At 62.9% G+C, this 23,910-nt stretch carries 20 protein-coding genes and 3 tRNA genes; 9 read left to right on the top strand and 14 right to left on the bottom strand.

All coding sequences use genetic code 11. The annotated features are described in order from the left end of the window. The 3 genes from Q0X62_RS07225 to Q0X62_RS07235 all read right to left on the bottom strand — a co-directional run. A partial coding sequence (locus Q0X62_RS07225) for a GTP-binding protein (protein WP_297733420.1) occupies positions 1 to 126 on the bottom strand: 126 nt, incomplete at its 3' end. Between the two features lie 202 nt (positions 127 to 328). After that, a tRNA-Gly gene (locus tag Q0X62_RS07230) sits at positions 329 to 402 on the bottom strand. A 230-nt stretch (positions 403 to 632) separates the two neighbouring features. Beyond that, a tRNA-Tyr gene (locus tag Q0X62_RS07235) sits at positions 633 to 717 on the bottom strand. 144 nt (positions 718 to 861) lie between these two features. Between Q0X62_RS07235 and rlmB the strand changes: the two genes are divergently transcribed. Further along, the gene (rlmB, locus tag Q0X62_RS07240) at positions 862 to 1,662 is read left to right on the top strand and encodes a 23S rRNA (guanosine(2251)-2'-O)-methyltransferase RlmB (protein ID WP_297733367.1); all 801 of its coding nucleotides are present in this window, start codon (positions 862 to 864) and stop codon (positions 1,660 to 1,662) included. A gap of 36 nt (positions 1,663 to 1,698) precedes the next feature. On the opposite strand, the gene Q0X62_RS07245 is transcribed toward rlmB, so the two are convergent. The 5 genes from Q0X62_RS07245 to Q0X62_RS07265 form a co-directional block, all read right to left on the bottom strand. After that, positions 1,699 to 2,706, bottom strand: coding sequence for a DUF2807 domain-containing protein (locus tag Q0X62_RS07245; RefSeq protein WP_297733370.1), 1,008 nt, complete (start codon positions 2,704 to 2,706; stop codon positions 1,699 to 1,701). 153 nt (positions 2,707 to 2,859) lie between these two features. Further along, on the bottom strand, positions 2,860 to 4,041 hold the full coding sequence (locus Q0X62_RS07250) for a DUF819 family protein (protein WP_297733373.1): 1,182 nt from the start codon (positions 4,039 to 4,041) through the stop codon (positions 2,860 to 2,862). Between the two features lie 61 nt (positions 4,042 to 4,102). Next, positions 4,103 to 4,708 carry a glutathione S-transferase family protein gene (locus tag Q0X62_RS07255; protein ID WP_297733375.1) on the bottom strand — a complete coding sequence of 202 codons (606 nt, stop codon included), beginning with the start codon at positions 4,706 to 4,708 and terminating at the stop codon, positions 4,103 to 4,105. 24 nt (positions 4,709 to 4,732) lie between these two features. After that, on the bottom strand, positions 4,733 to 5,131 hold the full coding sequence (locus tag Q0X62_RS07260) for a RidA family protein (RefSeq protein ID WP_297733378.1): 399 nt from the start codon (positions 5,129 to 5,131) through the stop codon (positions 4,733 to 4,735). A gap of 28 nt (positions 5,132 to 5,159) precedes the next feature. Next, positions 5,160 to 8,432, bottom strand: a complete 3,273-nt coding sequence (locus tag Q0X62_RS07265) for a glycosyl hydrolase (RefSeq protein ID WP_297733381.1) — start codon at positions 8,430 to 8,432, stop codon at positions 5,160 to 5,162. Positions 8,433 to 8,550: 118 nt separating this feature from the next. Here Q0X62_RS07265 and Q0X62_RS07270 point away from each other — a divergent pair, with 118 nt between their 5' ends. Next, positions 8,551 to 9,087 (top strand): PepSY domain-containing protein, encoded by a 537-nt coding sequence (locus tag Q0X62_RS07270; RefSeq protein WP_297733384.1) that lies wholly within the window; start codon positions 8,551 to 8,553, stop codon positions 9,085 to 9,087. Positions 9,088 to 9,119: 32 nt separating this feature from the next. Here Q0X62_RS07270 and Q0X62_RS07275 read toward each other — a convergent pair whose 3' ends face one another. Beyond that, the gene (locus Q0X62_RS07275) at positions 9,120 to 10,478 is read right to left on the bottom strand and encodes a M20 family metallopeptidase (RefSeq protein ID WP_297733386.1); all 1,359 of its coding nucleotides are present in this window, start codon (positions 10,476 to 10,478) and stop codon (positions 9,120 to 9,122) included. A gap of 165 nt (positions 10,479 to 10,643) precedes the next feature. On the opposite strand from Q0X62_RS07275, the gene Q0X62_RS07280 reads away from it, so the two are divergent. Further along, positions 10,644 to 11,573 carry an ABC transporter ATP-binding protein gene (locus Q0X62_RS07280; protein WP_297733389.1) on the top strand — a complete coding sequence of 310 codons (930 nt, stop codon included), beginning with the start codon at positions 10,644 to 10,646 and terminating at the stop codon, positions 11,571 to 11,573. Beyond that, positions 11,570 to 12,295: an ABC transporter permease gene (locus Q0X62_RS07285; protein ID WP_297733392.1), complete on the top strand. Its 726-nt coding sequence runs from the start codon at positions 11,570 to 11,572 to the stop codon at positions 12,293 to 12,295. The genes Q0X62_RS07280 and Q0X62_RS07285 overlap by 4 nt, the downstream gene beginning before the upstream one ends. A gap of 21 nt (positions 12,296 to 12,316) precedes the next feature. On the opposite strand, the gene Q0X62_RS07290 is transcribed toward Q0X62_RS07285, so the two are convergent. The 3 genes from Q0X62_RS07290 to metG form a co-directional block, all read right to left on the bottom strand. Continuing rightward, positions 12,317 to 12,616 carry a hypothetical protein gene (locus tag Q0X62_RS07290; protein WP_297733395.1) on the bottom strand — a complete coding sequence of 100 codons (300 nt, stop codon included), beginning with the start codon at positions 12,614 to 12,616 and terminating at the stop codon, positions 12,317 to 12,319. A 7-nt stretch (positions 12,617 to 12,623) separates the two neighbouring features. Continuing rightward, the gene (locus Q0X62_RS07295) at positions 12,624 to 13,478 is read right to left on the bottom strand and encodes a peptidylprolyl isomerase (protein WP_297733398.1); all 855 of its coding nucleotides are present in this window, start codon (positions 13,476 to 13,478) and stop codon (positions 12,624 to 12,626) included. Between the two features lie 123 nt (positions 13,479 to 13,601). Continuing rightward, on the bottom strand, positions 13,602 to 15,320 hold the full coding sequence (gene metG, locus Q0X62_RS07300; RefSeq protein WP_297733400.1) for a methionine--tRNA ligase: 1,719 nt from the start codon (positions 15,318 to 15,320) through the stop codon (positions 13,602 to 13,604). Positions 15,321 to 15,439: 119 nt separating this feature from the next. On the opposite strand from metG, the gene Q0X62_RS07305 reads away from it, so the two are divergent. Continuing rightward, positions 15,440 to 15,874: a DUF1761 domain-containing protein gene (locus tag Q0X62_RS07305; RefSeq protein WP_297733403.1), complete on the top strand. Its 435-nt coding sequence runs from the start codon at positions 15,440 to 15,442 to the stop codon at positions 15,872 to 15,874. 85 nt (positions 15,875 to 15,959) lie between these two features. Next, positions 15,960 to 16,035: transfer RNA gene (locus Q0X62_RS07310), tRNA-Thr, on the top strand. Between the two features lie 292 nt (positions 16,036 to 16,327). Here the strand turns inward: Q0X62_RS07310 and Q0X62_RS07315 are convergent. Continuing rightward, the gene (locus Q0X62_RS07315; RefSeq protein WP_297733406.1) at positions 16,328 to 17,374 is read right to left on the bottom strand and encodes an AraC family transcriptional regulator; all 1,047 of its coding nucleotides are present in this window, start codon (positions 17,372 to 17,374) and stop codon (positions 16,328 to 16,330) included. A gap of 85 nt (positions 17,375 to 17,459) precedes the next feature. Between Q0X62_RS07315 and Q0X62_RS07320 the strand changes: the two genes are divergently transcribed. Then, complete coding sequence (locus Q0X62_RS07320) at positions 17,460 to 18,305, top strand: DUF2306 domain-containing protein (RefSeq protein WP_297733409.1); 846 nt, start codon at positions 17,460 to 17,462, stop codon at positions 18,303 to 18,305. 231 nt (positions 18,306 to 18,536) lie between these two features. Here Q0X62_RS07320 and Q0X62_RS07325 read toward each other — a convergent pair whose 3' ends face one another. Continuing rightward, positions 18,537 to 19,403: an SDR family NAD(P)-dependent oxidoreductase gene (locus tag Q0X62_RS07325; protein WP_297733412.1), complete on the bottom strand. Its 867-nt coding sequence runs from the start codon at positions 19,401 to 19,403 to the stop codon at positions 18,537 to 18,539. A 211-nt stretch (positions 19,404 to 19,614) separates the two neighbouring features. Here Q0X62_RS07325 and katG point away from each other — a divergent pair, with 211 nt between their 5' ends. After that, positions 19,615 to 21,789: a catalase/peroxidase HPI gene (gene katG / locus Q0X62_RS07330; protein ID WP_297733415.1), complete on the top strand. Its 2,175-nt coding sequence runs from the start codon at positions 19,615 to 19,617 to the stop codon at positions 21,787 to 21,789. 95 nt (positions 21,790 to 21,884) lie between these two features. Continuing rightward, on the top strand, positions 21,885 to 23,246 hold the full coding sequence (locus tag Q0X62_RS07335) for an alpha/beta hydrolase (protein WP_297733418.1): 1,362 nt from the start codon (positions 21,885 to 21,887) through the stop codon (positions 23,244 to 23,246). Positions 23,247 to 23,910: the final 664 nt, after the last annotated feature.

A 23,910-nucleotide genomic window follows, 5' to 3' on the forward strand; every position in this document is an offset into this window, starting at 1 on the left:
ACCGCCAGAGGCTTCCGCCAGAACCATCGTGATCGCAGCCGTCAGCGTCGTCTTGCCGTGGTCAACGTGACCAATCGTGCCGATGTTCGCATGCGGCTTGGTGCGCTCAAACTTTTCCTTCGCCATGGTCTTTCCTCTTGAACGCCGATCTTGATCGAGAAGATGGGCTATAGACTTGGATGTGTTGATTTCATTGGATACGGACAGACCATACCCGTGAGACCGGCGCGGGATAGCGTCGCTCGCCAAAGAAGGCAAGCCCCAAGCACCTATGCCCGACACGCGGCGCAGCCGGGTTTCTGGACGTACCAGACATGCAGAGAAAGATTGGAGCGGGTAGTCGGGATCGAACCGGCATCCTCAGCTTGGAAGGCTGCTGCACTACCATTGTGCTATACCCGCACCGGAACCCGTCATTTAGCGACTCAGATTTCCCCAGTCGAGGGGTGAGTTGCTGTTTTAGCTGCAACACGATCGGCGCAACGCCATTCACCAGCCCCCATAACCCGGCCCAAAAGGCCGCAAGCGCGACCGCGCGCCGGGCGGTCAGCCCGCCCCTTCGGAGGCGTGAACCCGGATCTGAACCGGGTGAATTGCCGTGAGATCAAAAACCCAGCCCGCAGGGCGAAGGGTGGTGGAGGGGGCTGGATTCGAACCAGCGTACGCATAGCGGCCAGATTTACAGTCTGGTGGATTTAACCACTCTCCCACCCCTCCACAGGGTGCCTTCGGGCCGCGATGTAACCGGCCTTTCAGTGTCCTGCAAGAAACAGTCTCAGCTTGCGGGGAGGCATGCTATGCCTCGGCAAATCAGGTGACCGCCCCAAAACAGGAGCGCGGACTATAGTGACGAAGACTCCCATGCGCAATACATCCAAACGGACCGATTACAGCCGCCGCTCCAAGCCTTCTGGAACAGGCGATTCAGGCTGGATCTGGGGCCGCCATGCCGTGCTCGCCGCAGTCGCCAACAAGCGCCGCGAAATCCTCGAGCTGAAGGTCACCCGCAATGCCGCGCGCGACCTGCCCGAGGGGACCGACCACCAGCAGGTCGAGCCACGCGTGATCGACCACGCGCTGCCCGATGGTGCCGTTCACCAGGGCTTTGCCGCCCTCGCCCGCGCCTTGCCGCCAGAATCGGTCAATGGCGTCACCGATCCGACGCATGGCGCCCTGCTCGTGCTCGACCAGATCACCGACCCGCACAATGTCGGCGCGGTACTGCGCTCGGCTGCGGCCTTCGGAATCCGCGCCGTTGTGATGCAGGACCGCAAGGCGCCCCCGCTCTTTGGCACCGTATGCAAGAGCGCTGTTGGTGCCGCCGAGCGCGTCGCCCATGTGCGCGTCACCAATATCGCCGATACCCTGCTGGAGTTCCGCAAGGCGGGCCGGCATGTGCTCGGCCTGGCCGGCGAAGCCGAGCTCGACCTCGCCACAGCGCTGGCCGCGCCGGATGGCAAGGGCTGGGGCCCCGGTCTGGTTCTGGTGATGGGGTCGGAAGACAAGGGCCTGCGCACGCGCGTGGCGGATTGTTGCGACCAGCTGGTGCGCATTCCGATGACCGGTGTGGTGGAGAGCCTGAATGTCTCCAACGCCGCCGCCATCGCCCTCTACGAAGCAGCAAAATGGCGTCCCGTCAAAGACGAGACGCCATCCGCCTGATCCGGCCTTGGGGGGACGGAGGAGTTTGAAATCGTTCTAGTGCACGTCACCGACGCGCATCACGGTACGACCATTGCGGGTCCAGTGCACACTGCCCTCTATCTCGGAGATGGAAACGTCGCCGCCGCCATTCTCGCGCACGACCAGATCGACAGCCGTGCCACCGAAGGCAATATCGCCAGAGCCGCTGATCGAGACCTCGAAAGGCTGCGCCCGACCGCCATGAACGTCGATATTGCCGGAACCGGAGATCCGCGAATGGAAGGCGCCATTCATGCTCTCGGCTTCAACATCACCAGAGCCGGACACGCCCACGGACAAGCCGGCAATGCGGCCAAATTCAACATCACCGGAACCGTTGATATTCACATCGGCATCGCCGCCGACATTGCCAGTGATCACATCGCCCGAACCATTGATGGAAACATCCGCATTCCGCGCGATATCGCGAGTCGTGACGTCGCCGGAGCCATTGATGCTGATCGCGGCTTCGCCGCCAATCATGCCGGTATTGATGTCGCCTGAGCCGCTGATGCGAACTCGTGCGTCCTCGTCAATATTGCCAAGCTGAAAGCGGCCACAGCTGCTCATATTGATATCCACCGTGCGCAAATCACCGGCCGAGCCGACAAAGGCGCTGTCGCTCAGTTCCAGCGCCAGTGACGCCGGGGCGGTGATTACCAGGCTGGGATACTCATCAATATTGTGCCGCTCGCCCCGGTTCAGGCCGATCGTCATCGTGTTGTTGCGGGTGTTGCAATTGGTGCGGCGCAGGCTGAGACCGCCATCAATGCGGACCATCGAACCGCTATCGCTCACGCTCGGGTCGGCGACATGGCCACCGGAATTGGTCATGGCAACCGAAATCGTGTCCGAACTGCCGGTCCGGATTTCAATCCGCCCGACGAAATTCTCGATTTCCAGCCGGTCACCTGAATAGCTTTGGGCGGCCCCACTCAGCTGGGTCGCCCCGGCGGACATGGAGACAAGCGCCATACCCACCATGGCGGCGGCGCTGGTTGCGAACAGAATGGTCTTTTTCATCGGTCGTCCCTTTCACGATCTATCCCCCGGATGCACACCGACGACTGATCGGATGCAAAGCGCCCGACAATAATGTCGATCATACCCCTGCCCGTCACTGTCCGAGGCATGACAGTGACGTAATCCGGCGCGGGAGCGGACGCGGCTGGCGGGTCAGCCGGGCCAAAGCTCGAAGACCAGGGTCGCGATCGGCGTTCCAATGGCATAACCCAGCACGCCGACCAGAACGCCTGGTGTCACCAGATCCTTCCACCCCTTCGCGGCGGCGAGCGCCGGCGCGGTGGTCGCCCCCAGGATGGCTGCATTGGAGGCGGTGATCAGCTCGGGCAATGACAAGCGGACAAGACTGCCCACGCCGAACAGGATCACGGCATGCACTGACAGCATGATCCCGATAAGGACGAGCAGGACAGGCGCTTGCTGAAGCAGGGATACCACGTCCGCACCCGCCGCGATCATCGCAAAGAAGACAAAGCTGAGCGCAATGCCCATCTCATATCCGCCACGCAGTCGACCGATCGTCTGCGGGAAGGCTGTCGCCGGGATCAGGGCGAGCACGGAGATGATCGCAAACTTCCATTTCCGCCCGGCATCGTCCCAGAGTGAGTCCAGCTGGTCTGCAAGCGCGGTCCCGATTGCCACGATAATCAGGGCATAGGCGGCCGACAGACACAGTGAGGCGGCTGTGATCGGACGTTCCTCCTCGACTTCGAGCTCGCCTTGCGTGTGGTCAATCGGATTGAAACGCTTGGCCAGCCAAGCCCAACCGGGCATCAGGGCGAGCAAGGCCAGGAAGAAGCCGGAATAGAGATTATCGACAGCCGTCATGGCCGAGGCCCAACTCGGATCCGCTTCACCCAGCCCGGTCGAGGCCATCAAGGCCCCGTAATTGACCGATCCGCCGATATAGGTCGCCGTAAAGGCGCCGACCGCCGCCGCTTGGCGCGTCCCCAGCGCCGCGGCTTCCGAGCCGGCGGCGTAGTCGCCGATATCGATGAGCGAAAAAGCGATCAGCGCACCGGCCACCGTGGCCACGGCGGCGAGCATAAAGGCGCCCGCCATACGGGTGGTTTCAAAGAAAATTTTCTTGAGATCCGCCTTCATCAGAAAGAGCGGGATCAGAACCGGGACGAAATAGGTCCAGACAAAATCATAGGCCGCTGCCGACGAGGGGATCAGTCCGATATTCGAGGCAATGATGGCCAGAAAAATGGCCCATACGGCGCCGGTGAGCAAAGCGCCAATGCGGGTTTTCTCGATGAGAAAACCGGCCGCGGCGATGGCAAACAAGCTGGCCATGACGGCCAGATGATTATCAGCCGGAATCAAAGACATGAAACGCCCCCTCCAAAACGTCGCGCGACCCTAGCCGCCACTGCTAGGCAGCGCAAACCGGTCATCCCGCCAATTCGCTCTCGCGCGCCATGGCCCGCTTGTAGGCCGGGCGTTCGACCAGACGGCCAACATAGGCCGCAAACGGATCAACGCGCTCGAGCAGATTGAAATTCATCATGAAATTCAGCGTCGAGCCGACCATCAGATCGGCGGCCGTGAAACGATCGCCAACCAGGTATTCCTTGCCGTCCAGCGCCTCGATCAGGCTGGCCTTGACCGCCGCGAGATCACCCCAGCCGGCCATTTGCCGCGGCGTCTCACGCGACATGGCCTTGTCGATGAAAGCCGGCTCGATCACGGACCCCGCAAAGAAAAGCCAACGCAGATAGCTGCCCCGGCCGGGCGCATCGACCGCAGGGGCCAGGCCCTTGTCCGCGAAGCGATCGGCCAGCCAGGTACAGATGGCAGGACTTTCGGTGATCAGCTCTCCGCCCACATCCAGGGCGGGAACCTTGCGCATCGGATTGACCGCGGCATAAGCCTCGGACTGGATATCATCGCGGATATTGACGAGGCGCAGATCATAGGGCTCGCCGATCTCCTCGAGCATCCAGAGGGCGTGAAAACCCCGCGTTCGCGGGCAGAAATACAAGGTGAGAGCGGTCATGCTTGCCTCCGGTGTGTGGCAGGATCAGTCGGCGTCGAAACAGGCATCCGCCTCGATCTCGATCAGGAAGTCCGGACCGATGAATCGCGAGATCTCGATCATGCTGGTGGTCGGCGGATGATCGGCAAAGACGGCAGCATGCGCCCGGCCAAAGGCCTCCCAATGATCGATATCAGTGACGAACATGCGTGTGCGCATGACGTCGCGGATCGAACCGCCCAGCTCCTGCAGTGCTTTATCGATAATCTCGAGACAGCGCCGGGCCTGGCCCTCCGGGTCACCGACGGCAAAGGGCCGGCCGTCCGCATCCAGCGATACCGTACCAGTCACCCAGGCGAGATTGCCACGCCGAATGGCCCGACAATACCCTACCTGGCTTTCCCACTGGGCTCCGGTAAAGACACGGCGTGTTGTGTCATTCACGGGGGCTCATCCTCTCATCGACCCGCCCCTACCAGGGCGGGATGGTAGCGCCGGGCGTCCAGGGCGCACCGGCATTGGCCAGCTCGGCTTCGAAGGCGGGCAGGTCGATTTCCACCAGCTGGGCGAGACGGTCGCGAAGGCCGCCGAAAGCCTCCTCGGCCATTTGCAGCTGGGCCTCATGCGCCCGCGACGGGCCGTAGGCGGCGTTCGTGGTGCCGAGTTGCGCGAAGCTCAGGCGCGACGACACAGTGGACGGCTCGGCGCCGTACTGACCCTGGCGCGACTGATTACCCTGCAAGGCCTCCTCGATGGCGAAGAGTTCCTGGCGAAGGGTCTCGTAGCGCGCGTCCAGAACGCCCGGCGCCGTGCGGGTCCGGTACAGGGCCGATTGCAGACGGGCGAGGCGCGCCTGCGCCTGGTCGATCGCCGCATTGGCCGCAGAGACTTGCCGCTGCATCGCCCCAAGGCGCTCCCAGAAAGCAACGACCTCATCGGTCGGAGCACCCGGTAGCGCGCCCTCGGTGAGGCGCTCGACGCGAATCTCCTGGCGGTCACCGATCGTGGTGGTCTCGCCATTGTGCTGACGCACCAGCTCGACCGAATAAAGGCCCGGCGCAACCAGAAAGCCGGAGGTTTCGCTGTCTTCAGTATCCGGTTCCGTCACCGCATTCGTACTGGGATAGGTGAGGTCCCAGGCGACGCGGTGGAAGCCCGATGTGACGGGCCCGGACAGGCGGCGTACCACCTCCCCCTCACTGTCACGGATCACCAGCCACATGCGCGGCGGCGCCTCGCGGCGCTCCGCCTCGACCACGTCAAATCCGGGGAATGGCGTGTCTTCGCCGGCTTCCACAGCTTCACGCTCGGCCGCCTGGCGCGCCTCGGCTGAGGTCTGCAAGTCCTCATGGAGATAATAGGTGATCACGGCACCGAAAGGCGGGTTCTCCGCCTGGAAATAGCCATCGCCCTGGGAGGCCCTGAAGCCGAATCCCAGCTCGTGTTGTTCGAAATACCACCAGGCTCGGCGTACCGGGAAGAGGCGCGTTTCGCCCTCCAGCATTTCGACCGAGGCCTCGCGCAGCGGCGTGATGTCGTCCAGCACATAGATGGACCGGCCGAACGTGCCGACCACCAGATCGCCTTCGCGCTGGTGAATCAGCAGGTCACGCGCGGGGATTGGCGGCAGGCCGGCGGTCATCTGGGTCCAGCGCTCGCCACCGTCGAGGGTGAAGAAGACACCGAAATCCGTGCCGGCAAACAGAAGGTCCGGATTCTCGAAATCCTGCACGATGCGCCAGACCGGACCGTTCTCCGGCAGGCCATCCGTGATCATCCGCCAGCTGCGGCCCTGATTGTCCGAGCGCAGGAGATAGGGGCGGAAATCACCATTCTTGTGATCATCGAGCGCCATGTAGACGGTGTTGGCATCAAAGCGGGACGGCTCGAAATCATTGATGTAGGCCCGGTCCGGCACGCCACGCAGGGACCGCGCCTCGGTGCGGGTCCAGGTCTCGCCGCCATCCGTGGTGATCTGGATCAGGCCATCATCCGTTCCGGCATACAGCACGTCCTCGTCGACCGGCGATTCAGCCAGTGCGCTGATCGTGTTGTAGTTGGACATGGCATAGACGTCCCAGCCGGCTTCCCAGGACCATTGCCGGCCCATGATGGGCAGGCGCATGCGGTCCTCATCGCGGGTCAAATCCCCGGAGAGCGCCGTCCAGTTGTCGCCGCGGTCATCGGAGCGCCAGACCCGCTGGGAGGCATGATAGACCCGCGTCGGCTCGTGCGAGGAGACGACGAGCGGGGCGTCCCAGTTAAAGCGTTCGGCCGGCTCGCCCGGTTGCGGCTGGGCACGTATGTAGACGATTTCCCCGGTGGTGCGGTCCAAGCGAACCAGATTGCCCTGCTGCCAGCTGGAATAGGCAATGTCCGGATTTCCCGGTTCCACGTCCGGCTCATGACCGTCGGCGAACAGGGTCACCACCCAGTCGGAATTGCGGATGCCGTGGCGGCTATCGGTGCGCGATGGCCCCATCTGGGAGCTGTTGTCCTGGGTTCCGCCATAGACATTGTAGAAGGGCTCGGCGTCGTCCAGGGCGATATCGTAGAACTGGGTGATCGGCAAATTGGAGATGAAGCGCCAGGTCGCATCCCCGTCATGAGTCTCGTAGAGTCCGCCATCGGAGCCCACCAGCATGTAGTCTTCCGCCGTCGGATGGAAGGCGATGGCGTGGTCGTCGACATGCTTGTTTTCATTATTCAAGCCGCGGAAAGTGGCGCCCCCATCGCTGGAAATCTGGGTCGTGTTCGACACCAGAATAATACGATCGAAATGGTGCGGGTGGGCGTAGAGCTCCTGATAATAGTGCGGCCCGGTACCGCCCGAGACAGTATCGGACATGCGCGTCCAGCTCTCGCCGCGATCGGCCGAGCGGTAGATGCCGCCGCTGCGGCGATCCTGCTCGATGGCAGCGTAGAGCACGTCCGGGTTTTGCGGCGAGATGGCCAGACCGATCTTGCCCATATTGCCGTCGGGCAGCCCAACCGTGACCTCGCGCCAGGTGTCACCGCCATCCTCGGAGACGTGCAAACCGCTTTCCGGGCCGGCGCCCATATAGGCGGCCACAGTACGGTGGCGCTGCCAGGTTGCGGCAACCATCCGATCCGGATTGCGCGGGTCCATGACCACATCGGTCACGCCGGTCCACTCACCCGCTGACAGAACCTGGGACCAGGTCTGGCCACCATCGGTCGATTTGAAGAGGCCGCGCTCACCGCCGGAGGACCAGAGCGGTCCCTGCGCCGCGACCCAGATGGTGTCGGAATCCTCGGGGTGGATCAGGATTTCGGAGATGTGTTCGGAATTTTCCAGACCGAGATGGTCCCAGGTCTGACCGCCATCGCGAGAGCGATGGATGCCATTACCGTAGCCGACATGGCGGCCGCCATGATTCTCGCCGGTACCGACCCAGATCGTGTGCGGGTTTTGCGGGTCAACGGTCACAGCGCCGATCGAATAGACGCCCTGGCCGTCGAAGATCGGAGCCCAGGTCGTTCCGGCATTGTCCGTGCGCCAGACCCCGCCCGAGCCGACGCCGACAATCCAGCTCGCCGGGGAATCCTCGAGGATCTCGATGTCACTGATCCGGCCGGACATGAAGGCCGGGCCGATACTGCGGAATTCGAGACCGGAAAAATTCCCGGACGAAAGCGCGCCCGCTTCGGTCTCATCCTCTGCCTGGGCACACGCCGCCTGCGGCAAGGCGCACAACAGGACCGCACAGATCATTCCCCGCATCATTCCCTCCCTGATGATTGCCATGACGGTATCAGGCGTCATTGAAAAGAAAAGCGATATGCGACCCGAAGCAGGAACAATCCCCCCGCACCTTGACTGAAACGCGGGCATATAGACCATGCTTGCCATGAAAATAGGCAAGCTTCTTCGCGACATCCATCACTGGTCCTCACCGGTCATCATGCTGCCCCTGGGGGTGATGATCATCGCCGGCATATTCCTGATGCTGAAAAAGGATATCGACTGGATTCAGCCGCCCTCCCAGCGCAGCGCCCACGCGTCCGCCGAGGCGCCGGAGACCTCGCTGGCCCAGCTCTATGCCGTCGCCGCATCAATCCCCGAGCTGAACGCCGCATGGACGGAGTTTGACCGTATCGACATCCAGTCCGATCGCGGCATTGCCAAATTCATCGCACCCAATCGCTGGGAGGCCCAGATTGATCTGGTGACGCTTGACGTGCTGTCGGTCGAGTATCGCCGCTCGGACCTGATCGAGCAGATCCATGACGGTTCCTTCTTCGCCGACTGGGTGAAGACCTTCGTCTTCCTGCCCGCCGGCGTGATCCTGCTCGTCCTCTGGGGCTCGGGCATCTGGCTGTTCTTCGAGCCGCACCTGAAGCGCGCGCAGCGCAAGCGGCGGCGGGCGAAGGGATAGGCGGCGCGACCCGGGCCGCGCCGCCAGCCAGCCTATTCTGCGGCCGGAGCCAGGATATCCAGCGCCACGGCCGTCATCGCCTCGGTCGCCTGGGTGATCGAGCCGCGCGGATCATCCGGCGCGAAGAAGGGCGAGTGGTTGGACGGCGGCACCAGGCCGCGCGCGGTATAGTCATCCAGGGTTTCCTGGGTCGTCCCGCCGACCCAGAACATGAAGGTCGGGATATTGTGCTCGGTGCGGTGGTATTGCGAGTAGTCCTCCCCGCCCATGACCGGGGAGGCCTCAACCACATTGTCGGCGCCGAACCGGGCGCGCATGGCATCGACGGCGCGAGCCGCCAGCTCGGGATTATTGTACAGCGCCGGCGTATAGGTCTCCTCGATCTCGACACGCGGATACTCTTCCGGCGTCAGACCATAAGAGGCGGCCTGGTTGGCAGCGATCCGCTGGATGCCGGTGAGGAGTTGCTCGCGCACCTCATCGGTATAGGAACGCACCGTCACCTGCAGATGCGCATTGTCAGAGATGATGTTGTGCTTGGTGCCGGCATTGAAGGCACCGACCGTCACAACCGCCGGCTCGAGCGGTGAAACTTCCCGCGAGACCAGGGATTGCAGCGACACCACGATCTGCGAAGCAAGATAGATCGGGTCCTTGGTAGTGTGCGGGTAAGCGCCATGTCCGCCGCGCCCCTGCACATAGATGTCGACCGAGTCGACATTGGCCATCGCATAGCCCGGCACATAGGTGATGGTGCCGGTCGGAATGGCCGAGAAGGTATGGAATGAGACGTTGAAGTCCGGCAGCGGGAAACGCTCGAAGAGGCCGTCCTCGATCATCGCCACGGCGCCCTCGCCCAGCTCTTCGGCCGGCTGACCGATCAGGACCAGCGTGCCGGACCATTCATCCGTGCGCTCGACCAGCTGGCGGGCCGCACCGACCAGAGCCGTCATGTGGGTATCGTGGGCGCAGGCATGCATGACCGGATTCTCGACGCCTCGATGATCGACATCGGTATCGGTCGAGGCATAGGACAGGCCGGTCTGTTCGGGGACCGGCAGGCCATCCATATCGGCGCGGAGCATCAGGGTCGGCCCCTCGCCATTTTCCATCACGGCGACGATACCGGTCCCGCCGACGCCTTCAGTCACGTCAAAGCCGAGCACCGCCAGCTCCGCTGCCAGGCGGGCCGCGGTCTCGACTTCCTGATGGGAGAGCTCCGGATGGGCGTGGAAGTGCTGGTAGAGGTCTTCCAGATGCCCGTCGTAATCCGCTGTGATCGCGGTGCGAAGCGCGTCCGCCTCTGCCGCCTCCTGCAGCGCGAACGCGGTTGGCTGGGCAGCCAGAGCAAGCGTGAAGGCCGCGACGGCCGACATCAGATGGCGTTTCATGATCAATTCCCCTCGATGAGCTGGCGCCATTCGACCCAGCTCGCAGGCAAAGGTCAACGGTCACGGCAGCGTCCAGGCCGGGAGGGACCGGGATTTCCACAATCCCGCCCGGCTCACAGCCTCACCGGCTTGCCAGACTGCACAGGCCTGCCGCCTACTGAGCGCATGACCGAAACCGTTCTCTCCCTGCAGGGTGTGACCCTGCGCTATGGCAAGCTGACCGCGCTCGACAGCGTCGATCTCGCCATTCCACCGGGCGCCATCTACGGCTTCCTCGGTCCCAATGGCGCCGGCAAGACCACCGCGATCCGCTGCGCCATGGGTCTGCTCACGCCGCAATCCGGCCGAGTGGAAATTGGCGGGCATGACCTCAAGCGCAATCGCCGCCAGGCCCTGGCCAGCGTTGGCGCGGTGATCGAGACACCGGCCCTTTTCCCCAATCTCACCGGCCGCGAAAACCTCGATGTGACCCGGCGCCTGATCGGCGCCAGACCGGCCCAGATCGACAAGGCGCTGGAACTGGTCGACATGCGCGACGCCGCCAAGCGACGCGTGGGGCATTACTCACTCGGCATGAAACAGCGTATGGGCCTGGCCCGCGCCCTGCTGGCCGAGCCGCGCCTGCTCATCCTCGACGAGCCGACCAACGGGCTCGACCCGGCGGGAATTCGCGACATGCGCGCCCTGATCCGCGATCTGCCGACGCGGACCGGCGCCACGATTTTCATGTCCAGCCATCTCCTTTCGGAAGTCGAGCAGATCGCCACCCATGTCGGCCTGCTCCAACACGGCCGCGTCCTGTTCGACGGATCGCTGGACGAACTCTCGCGCCAGCAGACGCCGCGCCTGATCGTCGAGGCGAGCCCCGCCGACACCGCAGCGGCTGTGATCGCCGAAGCCGGCTTTGCCAATGCGATCCGCGAAGACGACCGCTTCATCCTCGCCGATGCAGACGCCCTCACCCCCGAGCGCGCCGCCGCGCTCAATGCCGCCCTGCACGCGGCCGGATGCGCGGTCAGTGAGCTGCGCCTCGAGCGCGCAGATCTGGAAACCACATTCATGACCCTTACCGCCCAGCCGGAGGACGCCGCATGACCAACGCGCTGATCGCCGAAGCCCTGAAGCTGCGCCGTTCCCTGGTCCTCCTGGTCGCCGCCACGCCACCGGTCATGGTCTTTGCCCTGGGTGTTCTCATCGTCGCCAGTGGCAATGGTCCCGAGGAATGGACCATGCAGACCATGGCCGGCTCCGCCATCTGGGCCTTCTTCCTCCTGCCGATGAGCGTGATCGGAATCACCGCCCTGATCGCACAGCTGGAGCATGGACCGAATACCTGGTCTCACACCCTCGCCCTGCCCGTTCCGCGCTGGCAGGTCTTCGGGGCCAAGGTCCTGGTCACGCTCGGCCTGATGGCCGTGATGAGTTTCGCGGTAGCCGCAGCAGGCTGGGCCAGTGTGCATGTCGGTCTGCAACTGTCTGACGATCTTGAGATGGCCGGCCAATTCGATCCCGGCCTCGCCTTCCGACTCTACGGCAAGATGTTCATCGCCGGCCTGCTGGTCATGGCGATCCAGTGGACAATGGCCATGCGCTTTCGCAGCTTCGCGGCCCCGGTCTCGATCGGGATTGGTGGCACCTTCGTCGCCGTCGCCGCGACCAGTGCGGAACAGGGGCTCTACTTTCCCTGGCTGATGCCGGTGAATGTGCTGGCGAGTGAAGGCGGACGCGGCGATCTGGCCGTGATGATGGGCGGTATCGGCGGATTGATCGTCTTCACGCTCGCCATCGTCTGGATGAGCCGACGCGACTGGGGCTGAGCAAGCGCAGCCCGGACAGCCCTAGACCGGCTTGGCCTTGAAGTGCCGTATATCATCCTGGGCGGCGAGACAGGCCGGGCGCAATTGTTCCGCCTGCGGGAAATCGTGGATGCGCGCCCACAGGGCGTCTTTCAACCCACCGGGATAAGCCTTGAACCGACGCGCGGCATGACCGATTGCCAGAATGCCGGCATTGACCATCCATGGATCATTCGACGCGGCGGCAAATTCCAGCGGCGCCGTCAGGGCCTCCAACCCCTCGCAATCCATGGCGATGCCGACAATGTCGAGCGGGGCGTAGTCTGTGGGAGTCTCGGTCATCGGGTGATTATTCGGCGTGGCGCACCGGACCGGGCATGTGACAGGCCTCGATCACCGGTGGCGGGGTTTCAAAGAAGAAGTCGTGTGTGCGGTTGCGACGGGCTGCCTTGGCCGCGTTGAAGGCGTCTGAGTCCGTGCGCATGACCTCATAAGCCGGTCGTTCCGCTTCGGGAAGGGCCGAAGCCATACGTGCTGACACAATGGTGTCACGAGCCTCAGGATCGGCGATCACGCCGGAATTCAACGACGGGTCACCACGCTGCAGGGCCTGGACATGCTCCATACCGTCAATCACCCGCCCGAAGACGGACATGATGCGGTCGAGGTGACGCGGGCCGTGCCCGATGACGATGTAGAACTCCACATCACCGCTGTCAGGATCATTGTCACGTGCCATGGCGACGGTGCCGGGACAATGGATCGGCCAGACCTCGCTCCCTGCCTCATTCATGGCCGCCGGGAAACCGGCAACATGGCCGACCGTCGCCGCGTAGAGATCATGATCGATCATCGGCGTGAAAGTCACGCTGTCCGTCGCCACGGTAAACTCACCGGCCAGCGTGGGGTATTGCGGCAACTCGATCGAGTCAGCCTCCTCCCCGCGCCCGCCCTGCGCGACAAAGCCGTCGATCACACGATAGAAGCTGCGGCCGTCAAGGAAGCCGTCAGACGCCGCCTGGCGCATGCGGTCGGCATGGTTGGGCGCAATCCAGTCCGCCAGTTCAATGGCGATCATTCCGTCCTCGACCTCGATCAAAAGGAGGTCGTCCGGATCGACCGGGCGCCAGTCCGGGTCGGACTGGGCGAGCGCCGGGCCAGAGAGACTGGTCGCGCCCAGCAGCGCGAGGATGGCAGATTTCATTGCGTCAACGACGGGCGCGCCTGCGCCCATCCCCCCATTCTTGTCTTGTCAGCCAGTGGGCCCCGGTCCATCCGGTTCGTCAAGGCCACCTTCGGTGCCGCAAAGCGGGCGAGGTGAAGCGCCTTATTGGCTCGGCGCCCCGCCAAAACGCTCCGACCATTCCGCCAGCTGCGCATCCTCGATCTTGGCGAAGAGCACATCCGGAGGCGTGATGGCGAGACCGTGCGGCAGAGCGTCGAGCAGGTCCGCAGCCGGCCCGTCGAAATTCCAGCTGCGCCGGTCTTCCGGTACGCCGACCGCATCAAGGACCTTCTTCGCCGCCTCGGGAATGAAGGGCTGGGCGAGAATGCCGAACAGGGCGACGAGATTGAGACCGGTGCGCACGCCGACAGCGGCGGCATCGACATCACTCTTGTACTTCACCCAGGGCTCGGCCTTGGTGAGGTACTCATTGCCCGCCGCCCAGATGGCGCGCACTTCCGACGCTGCCTTGCGGAATTCCATCGCTTCCATATTGGCCACGACAGCCGGCAAACGCGTTTCCAGCTCCTGGGCGATCCAGGCCTCGGCTTCGCCCGTCTCACCGGTCGACGGCACCTGGCCGTCAAACTTGGACGCGGTGTATTTGGTGATCCGGTTGACGAAATTGCCCAGCACATTGGCCAGGTCGGAATTGATCAGCCCCTGGAAATGTTCCCAGGTGAAGGCCGCATCCGAGCCCTCCGGTGCATTTGCGGTAAGATACCAGCGCCAGTAGTCACCGGGCAGAATGTCCAGCGCCTGGTCCATGAAGACGCCGCGCTTTTCGGACGTCGAGAACTTGCCGCCATACCAGGTCAGCCAGTTGAAGGCCTTCAGCTTGTCGACCGTCTTCCACGGTTCTTCCGAGCCCAGGATGGTGGCCGGGAAGGAGACTGTGTGGAAGGCGACATTATCCTTGCCCATGAACTGGACATAGGTGACGTCCTCGGCGCCCTTGTCGGTGCGCCACCAGATCTCCCAATCACCGTTTCCGGCCTCGGCCCATTCCGCGGTGGCGCCGATATAGCCGATCGGGGCGTCAAACCAGACATAGAAGACCTTGGTCTCGAAGCCTTCGCGCGGCGTGCCCTCATGAGCCACCGGCACACCCCATTTCAGATCGCGCGTGATCGAGCGGTCGCGCAGCCCCTCATCGAGCCATTTGTAAGCAATCGACTTGGCCAGGCTTGGCCATTCGGTCGCCGCATCGACCCAATCGCGGATCCGGCTTTCCATCTTCGTTTGGACAAGATGGAGATGCTTGGTCTCGCGCACTTCCAGATTCTTCGAACCGGAGATCTTGGAATAGGGCTCTTTCAGATCGGTCGGCTCGAGCAGGCGGCCGCAGCTGTCGCACTGATCACCGCGAGCGCGTTCGAAACCGCAATGCGGACAGGTGCCCTCGACATAGCGGTCCGGCAGGAAGCGATCATCATCGATCGAGAAGACCTGCTCCTCGACACGCTCGACGATCAGCCCCTTCTGCTCGAGAACATCCGCGAAATGCTGGGTCAGGCGGATGCTTGGCGCATTCGAGGTGCGGCCGAAATAGTCATAGCTCAGCGAGAAACCGTCACCGGCGCGCTTTTGAATATCGTGCTGCTCATCGCAATAGGCGCGCACATCCATCCCGGCGGCATCGGCAGCCAGTTCGGCCGGCGTGCCGTGCTCATCCGTGGCGCAGATATAGAGGACGTCATGACCGCGCAGGCGCTGAAACCGTGCATAGACATCCGCCGGCAACATCGACCCGGCGAGATTTCCCAAATGCTTGACGCCATTGATGTAGGGCAGAGCGCTTGTGATCAGTATACGGGCCATAATCGGAATTCTTCTCTTGCGCGGATTTCGGAGTAAAGTCTTCGCGTGAAAGGCGAGTCCCGGGGACATCGCCTCGCAGGGCGAGACATACAAGCCCTGCATGGGGGAGGAAACAGGAAATGCCGCGAATTTTCGGATTGAATCCGCTTGCCGTCCTGGTGGCCGGATTTGCCTTGTGGATGGTTGGGTTTGTTTTCTACGGCGTGCTTTTCGCCGAGTTGTGGATCGGCCTTTGGGGCTTCACTGATGCCCATATGGCGGAGGCCGAGGCTGCAGCCGGACCGGCCATGGCAGCCGGCTTTGTGCTGTCGATCGTGTTCGCCGGCTTCCTCGGTTATGCGCTGAAAGCGCTCAAGGCGCACGGCATGGCCAGTGCGGTCAAATGGGCGCTCTTCCTGTGGGCCGGCTTTGTGGTCACGACCATGGCCTATGACATCGTCTATGCCCTGCAGCCCGTCATGCTTCTGGTGCTGGACGCGTCACACAACCTGGTTGGCTTCATCGTCATGGCCCTCATCCTGACCGCCCTGGACAAGGTCGCGGTCAAGGACTGACCAGCCCAACCGACATTGAGGCGGGCGCAATTGCAGCAAACACTTGTCGCGCCCGCCGCGCGCGCGTATCAGACCGTTTCTGGATGCCGGCTTAGCTCAGCTGGTAGAGCACCTGATTTGTAATCAGGGGGTCGGGGGTTCGAGTCCCTCAGCCGGCACCATTCGCAGTTAGTCTGCCCCAGGCAGAAAAATCGATCCCGTGAATCGATTTTGGACGGAGAACGCCCCGGCAGGGGCCTTCGCCCACCGCTTGTTCGTAAAGCTGGGTTTCGGGTGGCAAGCCACCGGGAGCCCGCATGCGAGCGGGCGAAAAGGTGTCGCCCGAAGCCTTGGCGAAGGGGGACGGCACGATCCAACGACATCGAGCCCCAGAGGAGGCGGCCTTTGCCCGGAGAGCGGGGCTTGGGAAACGGTGTTGGTTTCCTCGTCTCCCGGATCGCCAGCATGACAGCCCTAGCGGTCAGCCGCGTCCCGGTAGGCGGATGGGGTGACGCCCGTCCAGCGTTTGAAAGCTCTTGTGAAGGGGCTGGCCTCCGCGAAGCCCAGCAGATAGGCGGTCTCGGCGATCGAAACCTTTCGGCCACGCAAGTATTCCAGGGCGAGGCGTTGGCGCAACTCGTCCAGAACGCGCTCGAAGGTCGTACCCTCTGCCTTCAACGCCCGATAAATCGATTGCCGCGTTTCACCCAACTGGTCTGCTGCCCACGCAATCGAGACGGTGCCCGTGTGCAGTCGCGGCAAAATCAGGGCTTCCAAGCGGGCCCGCGTGGTCTTCGACGCCCGCATATACTCAAGCAGCTGGTCGGCGTGCGCCGTCAGAACTCCGAACGCATAAGCTGGTTGAAGCCGGACCCGATGCTCGGCCACCCAGCTTGAAAGCTGCAGCCTGTTCGTCGCGCACCCCCAATGTATCGGGCACGCCCACACACGCTCCATCAGCTCGGAATGCTCCGGCTTGGGAGCGGTCAGTTCTGCACAGATGACATGGGGTCGCAGGAGAAACCGCCTCGGCCCCGTGATGAGGTAAGTGAAAGCGATTTCCACCAGCTCCGGAAACTGCTGGGATATGTGTCGCGTATCCGTGATCCAGTCAGCCCCGTCGCCGCGCTCGAAAACCAGCGGTTTCGGGCCGGCGAACGGCAAGTCGAACGTCAGTCTCGCATAGCGGTTCAGCTGGATCAGGGCGTCCATCATCGTTTCCGATGCGTTGGCAATCAGCCCGGCGATCGAGACCTCCGAGAAGTCCGCATGGGCCGCGAAAAGGATCGGGAGTCCCGGCTCGTCGGTCTGAACCTTGGCGGCTTTTACCAGGTCAAAGAAACAGGGCAATGCAACCCGCAGGTCAGCGGGTTCCTCATGGCAGTCCGGAAGCTGGGCGAACGCCAAAAGGCGCTCACGCATCGCGCCCCTGGAACAGGCGTAGTCGATAAACGCCAAGGCGAGCGCGGACGAGATGGTTCCTTGCCAGTCAGCGCGTTGCGTTTTGTCACCTGCGGTCATGAATCAATACGCCTGGTCATGGAGGAGAGTCACCTGACCCCATAAATTTTAGCAGGTTTAGTGGTGAGTAATAATCATGGTAGTTATGGTCGACGCGGTGGCGCAGGAACCCAAGCCCCGCAAGCATTCTGGTGCAACCGTCACAGACATGGCAGCCGGCCTGTGGTTGGCTGTCGCGATTGCTGGTCAGGTGGCATTTGCAGCCTATCTGATCGGGTTCTACGCCTTCCCTGCCATTCTTGGTGATATCGCAGCTTGGAACGTCAATGTTGTGCTGTCACAGCCGCCTGTCCACCCCGACCGACCGCAGGCAACCCTCGCCTTCGGCGTGCATGCGATCGGAGCCGCGGCGCTGGCCCTCATGGGCGGGCTCCAGCTGATCCCGATGGTCCGAAACCGGTTTCGGACCTTTCATCGCTGGAACGGCCGCGCCTTTCTCCTTCTGATCGTCGCCCTGACCGTCTCAGGCTATTACCTGACGTGGTTTCGCGGCTCCCCCCCCAACAGTTTCAACGAGTTCGGCACCAGTGTGAACGGATTGCTGATCCTCGCATTCGCCGCGATGATCGTCACGGCGGCCATGCGTCGGCGCGTCGCACAACACGAGCGCTGGGCCGTCAGACTGTTTTTGGTCGCCAATGCCCAGTGGTTTGTGCGCATTGGCGGATTTGGCTATTTCGTTACCATGCAGACCTTGGGGTACAGCGTTCCCTTTGATGGCGCCTTTTTTCAGTTCTGGATCTGGGGCAGCTTTCTCGTCCCGCTTGCCATGGCGGAACTCTACTTCCGGACGCGTTCGGCAAATTCCGCTGTCGTGCGCTGGTCGAGCGCACTCGCCATCTTCATCGTCACGCCGATGACGCTCATAGGCATTGTGACGTTTTCGCTTTTCACCATCCAGCTGATGGCAGGCAACGTCCAGGCCGGATAGACCGCGGGGGGCGCCCCCGCACGCAATAAACAGGGACACATACCATTTGTTCCCAATCGGAAAACTGAAGACTCCTACCGGTGTCTGGCCCACTTTTCGCTTCTTAGACTATATCGGCACATGTCCCCGACTTTCGCGGCTTGGCTCACCTGGTAGAGCACAAGATTTGTAACCAAGGAGTCGGGGGTTCGAGTCCCTCAGCCGGCACCAGATGTTTCCTCGATTTCGGCCTCACACCGGCTCATGGTCATTCACCCGGCGCAGCTCGATCGCTTCGTCCGAACCGGCCGACGCGGCGAGCTCCCGGCCCTGTTCGGCCAGGATGGCGAAGAGCTGTTCCGGGTCGCGGGTCCGCAGACCCAGCGCCGCCGCCTCCATGCCTTCGGCGATGACAATGTCATTCTGGCCGGCCGCAATCCCGTCCAGGATGAGCGCGGCGGCGGCCTCCGGTTTCATCCCGCCGTCGATATTGGCATCGGACACACCGCGCGGTGCACCGCTGGCCGAGAGCGCATTGCGCGAGATGCCGGTCTGTACCGATCCGGGTAGTATCACCGAAACGCTGATCCCATAGGCTTTCTCGACCTCGGCCCGCATCGACTCGTAGAAACCGACGCAGGCATGTTTCGCGGCGCAATAGCCCGAACGGACCGGGGTGCCGATCTTGCCAGCCAGAGAGCTGACAATCGAGACATGGCCGGAACCCGCGGCGATCATGTGCGGCAGGACCAGCTTGGTCAGGGCGACGGGCGCGAAGAAGTCGACCTCCATGAGGCGGCGATAGACCGCCATCTCGGTATCGACGATGAGGCTGCGTTGCGAGATGCCGGCATTGTTGATCAGCCCGTCGATGCGGCCTGACCAGGTGAGCGCGGCGTCGACGATGCCCGGCAAGGCCTCATAATCGGTCGTCTCGAAGGCCAGGACATGGCTGTCACCGGCCAACTGGCTGCGGGTTTCCGCCAGGGCATCCTCATTGCGACCGGACAGGATGACCCGTGCGCCGCGCTGGGACAGACCGATCGCCATCGCCCGTCCCAGTCCGGATGACGCACCTGTCACCCAGAACGTCTTCGCCCCGTAAAACCCGTTTGCCATATCGCGTTCTCCACCTCTTTGCGCGAGCCTAGCACCCCGGCCCGTATCACGGGAGGGCTTCAGGGCGCTCACAATGGGCCTCGCAATAAAGCCTGCCTCTATACCTATCCATAAATAAATCGATTGGATCAATAGCCATCCATCTGAGATAGTGACGTTGAGGTTTCCCGACCGGGAGACGCACAATGAACCAGAAACCAGGAGGAAGATCATGGACGGCAATGATCCAAAGGGTATGAGCGGTTGCCCCGTCATGCATGGCGGGAATACCGGGACGGGCAGCTCCGTGATGGCCTGGTGGCCGCGCGCGCTCAATCTCGACATCCTTCACCAGCATGACACCAAGCCGGATCCGATGGGCCCGGATTTCGACTATCACACCGAGCTGAAGAAGCTGGACGTCGAGGCTCTCAAAGCCGACATGAAGGCGCTCCTCAAGGACAGCCAGGACTGGTGGCCGGCCGATTACGGCCATTATGGCGGCCTGATGATCCGTCTCGCCTGGCACTCGGCGGGCTCCTACCGCCTGGCCGATGGTCGCGGTGGCGGCGGTGCCGGAAATATTCGCTTCGCCCCGCTCAACTCCTGGCCGGACAATGGCAATCTGGACAAGGCGCGCCGCTTGCTTTGGCCGCTCAAGAAGAAGTATGGCAATGCCATCTCCTGGGCCGACCTCATCCTGCTCGCCGGCACGATCGCCTATGAAGACATGGGCCTGAAGACCTATGGTTTCGGCTTTGGTCGCGAGGATATCTGGCATCCCGAAATCGACACCTACTGGGGCGCCGAGCAGGAATGGCTGGCTCCGTCCGACACGCGTTATGAGGATGTCGCCAAGCCGGACACGATGGAAAACCCGCTCGCCGCCGTGCAGATGGGCCTGATCTATGTCAATCCGGAAGGCGTGAACGGCGAGTCCGACCCGCTCAAAACCGCCGGCCAGGTCCGCGAGACCTTTGCCCGCATGGCCATGGATGACGAGGAGACCGCGGCGCTCACCTGTGGCGGTCACACGGTCGGCAAGGCGCACGGTAATGGCGATGCCGGTGCCCTCGGCGCCGAGCCGGAAGGCGGCGAGATCGAAAACCAGGGCTTTGGCTGGCTCAATCCGAATATGAATGGCAAGGCCGCCAATGCCGTGACCTCCGGCCTGGAAGGCGCCTGGACGACCAATCCGACCAAATTCGACATGGGCTATTTCGAGCTCCTCTTCGGCTATGAATGGGAACTCAAGAAAAGCCCGGCCGGGGCCAATCAATGGCAGCCCGTCGACATCAAGGAAGAGCACATGCCGGTTGATGCGACGGATCCGTCCATTCGCCGCATGCCGATCATGACCGATGCCGACATGGCCATGAAGGTGGACCCGGCCTATCGCGCCATCTGCGAGAAATTCATGGCCGACCCAGCTTTTTTCAAAGAGACCTTCGCCCGGGCCTGGTTCAAGCTGACCCACCGCGATATGGGGCCCCGCGCCAATTATTTCGGCCCGGACGTGCCGAAAGAAGACCTGATCTGGCAGGACCCCATCCCGGCCGGTCCGACGGGCTGGGACGTCGAAGCCGCGAAAAAGGCTATCGCCGACAGCGGTCTTTCCGTCTCCGACATGGTCGCCACGGCCTGGGACAGCGCCCGCACCTTCCGCGGTTCAGACAAGCGCGGCGGCGCCAATGGTGCCCGCATCCGCCTGGCCCCGCAAAAGGACTGGGAGGGCAATGAGCCGGATCGCCTCGCCCGCGTGCTCGGTGTGCTCGAGCCGATTGCGAGCAAGGTCGGCGCCAGCATCGCCGATATCATCGTCCTGGCCGGCAATGTCGGCGTGGAACAGGCGGCCCGGGCTGCCGGCCATGATGTCACTGTGCCCTTCACGCCGGGTCGCGGCGATGCCACGGACGCCATGACCGACGGCGACAGCTTTGAGTCCCTCGAGCCACTCGCCGACGGGTATCGCAACTGGGCCAAGGCCGACTATGTCGTCACGCCCGAGGAAATGCTCCTCGACCGTAGCCAGCTGCTCGGTCTCACGGCGCCGGAAATGACGGTGCTGGTGGGTGGCATGCGGGTGCTGGGCACCAATCATGGCGACACCAGGCACGGCGTCTTCACCGACCGCGAAGGCCAGCTGACGACGGACTTCTTCGTCAACCTGACCGACATGGCCTATTCTTGGGTGCCGGTGTCCAAGTCGACCTATGAGATCCGCGATCGCAAGACCGGCACGACCAAATGGACGGCCGCCCGCGCCGATCTGGTCTTCGGCTCCAATTCGCGCCTGCGTGCCTATGCCGAACTCTATGCCCAGGACGACAATGAAGCGAAATTCGTCAGGGATTTCGTCGCCGCCTGGACCAAGGTGATGGAGGCCGACCGGTTCGATGTGAACTGAGGCGACGACACAGGACACAACGTCAAAGGGCGGGCTATCACGCCTGCCCTTTTTCGTTAGGCTGAGCGATGAAAACTGCAACCGGGAGTGAGTCTGTGCCGCCGAAAGCCGTGAAACCCGTGTCCAAGTGCCTGATCACCAGCGCCAGCCTTCTGGTGTTGGCAGCCTGTTCCGGTGACCTCGCCCCGATTGACCTGTCCATTACATGCCATATCGGCAGTTATCGCACTGCCGGGGGCGGCGTCATCGATCTCGCCCCGCTTAGCACGCCGGCGCTGCGCTGGCGCTCCGGTGATGGCCGTACGGGCCGCCTGGAACCGGACGGCGAAGGTGGCTGGACCCATCAGCTTGGTTGGACCGACCAGCCCCATCCGGCCCGCTTCGCGCTTGGCAGTTGTGATGACGGCCGGATCGAGGTCGACGGGATGGAGGGTCTCGACGGCGAAGCAAGCCGGATCGACTTCCCGATTACCGAGACCGAGTTTGAAAGCGGCGGGGAAACCCTGGTCGGACGCCTCATCCTGCCGGAAGGCGAAGGCCCCTTCCCGCTGGTGGTCTTGGTCCATGGGTCGGAACAATCCAGCGCCCGTCAATATTACTACATGCAGCGCCTCCTGCCGGCGCGCGGGCTGGCCACCTTTGTCTATGACAAGCGCGGAACGGGCGCCTCCAGTGGCGATTACACCCAGGACTTCCATCTGCTGGCCGATGACGCCGTCAATGCCCTGGCCGAAGCCCGCCGTCTCGGCGGCGACCAGCTCGGCGAGGCCGGCTATCTTGGAACCAGCCAGGGCGGCTGGGTCGCTCCGCTGGCCGCGTCACAGGGCGGCGCCGATTTCGTCATCGCCGCTTACGGCATGGCCGAAGGCGCGCTCGCCGAAGACCGCGAGGAAGTCCTCCTCAGCCTCATCGAGGCGGGCTATGGCGATGACGACGCCATCCTTGCCGGAGGGCGGGCGCTCGCTGCGGCTGCCGGTCGATTGATGGCATCAGATTTCTCGGACAGTTGGCATGAACTCGCCTCGCTGAAACGCCAATATCGCGACGAAGACTGGTATGATGCGATCGAAGGCGAATTCACGCACGAATTTCTGGTTCGGCCGATATGGCAGGTATGGATGGCGATGCCCTTTTTCGACAAGGGCACGAGCTGGGACTACGAACCGCGCCCCGTCCTCGCCGCCCTCGACATACCTGCCCTCTGGATCCTGTCGGAAGATGATCGCGAAGCCCCGCCGGCGACCACTCGCGTCATCCTGTCCGAGCTGCAGGCCGAAGGCGCGCCGATTGATGTTGCCGTCTTCCCCAATTCCGGACACGGCATGATCCAGTTCGACCTGGCCCCGGATGGCAGCCGTCTGGAAACACGCTATGCTGAAGGCTATTTCGATCTGCTGGTGGACTGGGCCCAGACGCGCGAACCCGCTGACGGCGATGGCGACGCCGACCTGCAATAGCCGCCGGATCGATGTCCAAAGCAAATCAGGAAAGCCTGGCCATCCCCGCCGGCGCGATGCCATAGCGATTGGCCGAGGCGTCGCCGTCAACAGACAGAAATGCCAATAATGGAATGAGTGACACCAGATAGGCTAGGACGAGTCCGATCATCCTCAAGAACCCGTCCGGGTCCGCCTTATCGGTTGGTATATGAGCAAAACAGTAGGGCATCAGGCTCCCGACGACAGTCAGCATGACGGCTGGGGGCACGGCCCAGAGCAGCCCCGACCGCTATCATGCAGACGCCGCGCTATCGACGCCCCCGTCAAGCCAAACATACCCGCGACGACCAGCAAGAACGCAACTGTGGACGCCATCCAGGTCCGCCCCTGAAACAAGTCGGGCATGACCCCGACCACTTCAAGCGCCGTGGGCGTCACGGCGAGCAGGCTGCCTGAACCCTCGATCTGGATACAGGCCATCCCCCAGGGCCGAAAAATGTCCCGGTGATCGCGTCCGTTGAATCGGGTCAAGTTTGAGGACAGCCGGGCTCACAAGCCGCGTCGCAGTCCATGCGCACGCGGCGGCGGCAAAGGTGATGCGTGTGTCCGTTGATTTCCTGTATTGGCCGGGGCCACCGCGCTCCTTTTGGATACCTCGGACAGCCCCCTCGCCGTCCTAAAT

The sequence above is a fragment of the uncultured Maricaulis sp. genome, from assembly GCF_947259345.1.
In the GTDB taxonomy this organism is placed as follows: Bacteria; Pseudomonadota; Alphaproteobacteria; order Caulobacterales; family Maricaulaceae; genus Maricaulis.

Excerpts from the sequence above, each read along its gene's own strand:
- rlmB (WP_297733367.1), top strand. The coding sequence starts at position 862 with ATGCGCAATACATCCAAACGGACCGATTACAGCCGCCGCTCCAAGCCT.
- Q0X62_RS07245 (WP_297733370.1), bottom strand. The coding sequence starts at position 2,706 with ATGAAAAAGACCATTCTGTTCGCAACCAGCGCCGCCGCCATGGTGGGT.
- Q0X62_RS07250 (WP_297733373.1), bottom strand. The coding sequence starts at position 4,041 with ATGTCTTTGATTCCGGCTGATAATCATCTGGCCGTCATGGCCAGCTTG.
- Q0X62_RS07255 (WP_297733375.1), bottom strand. The coding sequence starts at position 4,708 with ATGACCGCTCTCACCTTGTATTTCTGCCCGCGAACGCGGGGTTTTCAC.
- Q0X62_RS07265 (WP_297733381.1), bottom strand. The coding sequence starts at position 8,432 with ATGCGGGGAATGATCTGTGCGGTCCTGTTGTGCGCCTTGCCGCAGGCG.
- Q0X62_RS07270 (WP_297733384.1), top strand. The coding sequence starts at position 8,551 with ATGCTTGCCATGAAAATAGGCAAGCTTCTTCGCGACATCCATCACTGG.
- Q0X62_RS07275 (WP_297733386.1), bottom strand. The coding sequence starts at position 10,478 with ATGAAACGCCATCTGATGTCGGCCGTCGCGGCCTTCACGCTTGCTCTG.
- Q0X62_RS07280 (WP_297733389.1), top strand. The coding sequence starts at position 10,644 with ATGACCGAAACCGTTCTCTCCCTGCAGGGTGTGACCCTGCGCTATGGC.
- Q0X62_RS07285 (WP_297733392.1), top strand. The coding sequence starts at position 11,570 with ATGACCAACGCGCTGATCGCCGAAGCCCTGAAGCTGCGCCGTTCCCTG.
- Q0X62_RS07290 (WP_297733395.1), bottom strand. The coding sequence starts at position 12,616 with ATGACCGAGACTCCCACAGACTACGCCCCGCTCGACATTGTCGGCATC.
- Q0X62_RS07295 (WP_297733398.1), bottom strand. The coding sequence starts at position 13,478 with ATGAAATCTGCCATCCTCGCGCTGCTGGGCGCGACCAGTCTCTCTGGC.
- metG (WP_297733400.1), bottom strand. The coding sequence starts at position 15,320 with ATGGCCCGTATACTGATCACAAGCGCTCTGCCCTACATCAATGGCGTC.
- Q0X62_RS07305 (WP_297733403.1), top strand. The coding sequence starts at position 15,440 with ATGCCGCGAATTTTCGGATTGAATCCGCTTGCCGTCCTGGTGGCCGGA.
- Q0X62_RS07315 (WP_297733406.1), bottom strand. The coding sequence starts at position 17,374 with ATGACCGCAGGTGACAAAACGCAACGCGCTGACTGGCAAGGAACCATC.
- Q0X62_RS07320 (WP_297733409.1), top strand. The coding sequence starts at position 17,460 with ATGGTCGACGCGGTGGCGCAGGAACCCAAGCCCCGCAAGCATTCTGGT.
- Q0X62_RS07325 (WP_297733412.1), bottom strand. The coding sequence starts at position 19,403 with ATGGCAAACGGGTTTTACGGGGCGAAGACGTTCTGGGTGACAGGTGCG.
- katG (WP_297733415.1), top strand. The coding sequence starts at position 19,615 with ATGGACGGCAATGATCCAAAGGGTATGAGCGGTTGCCCCGTCATGCAT.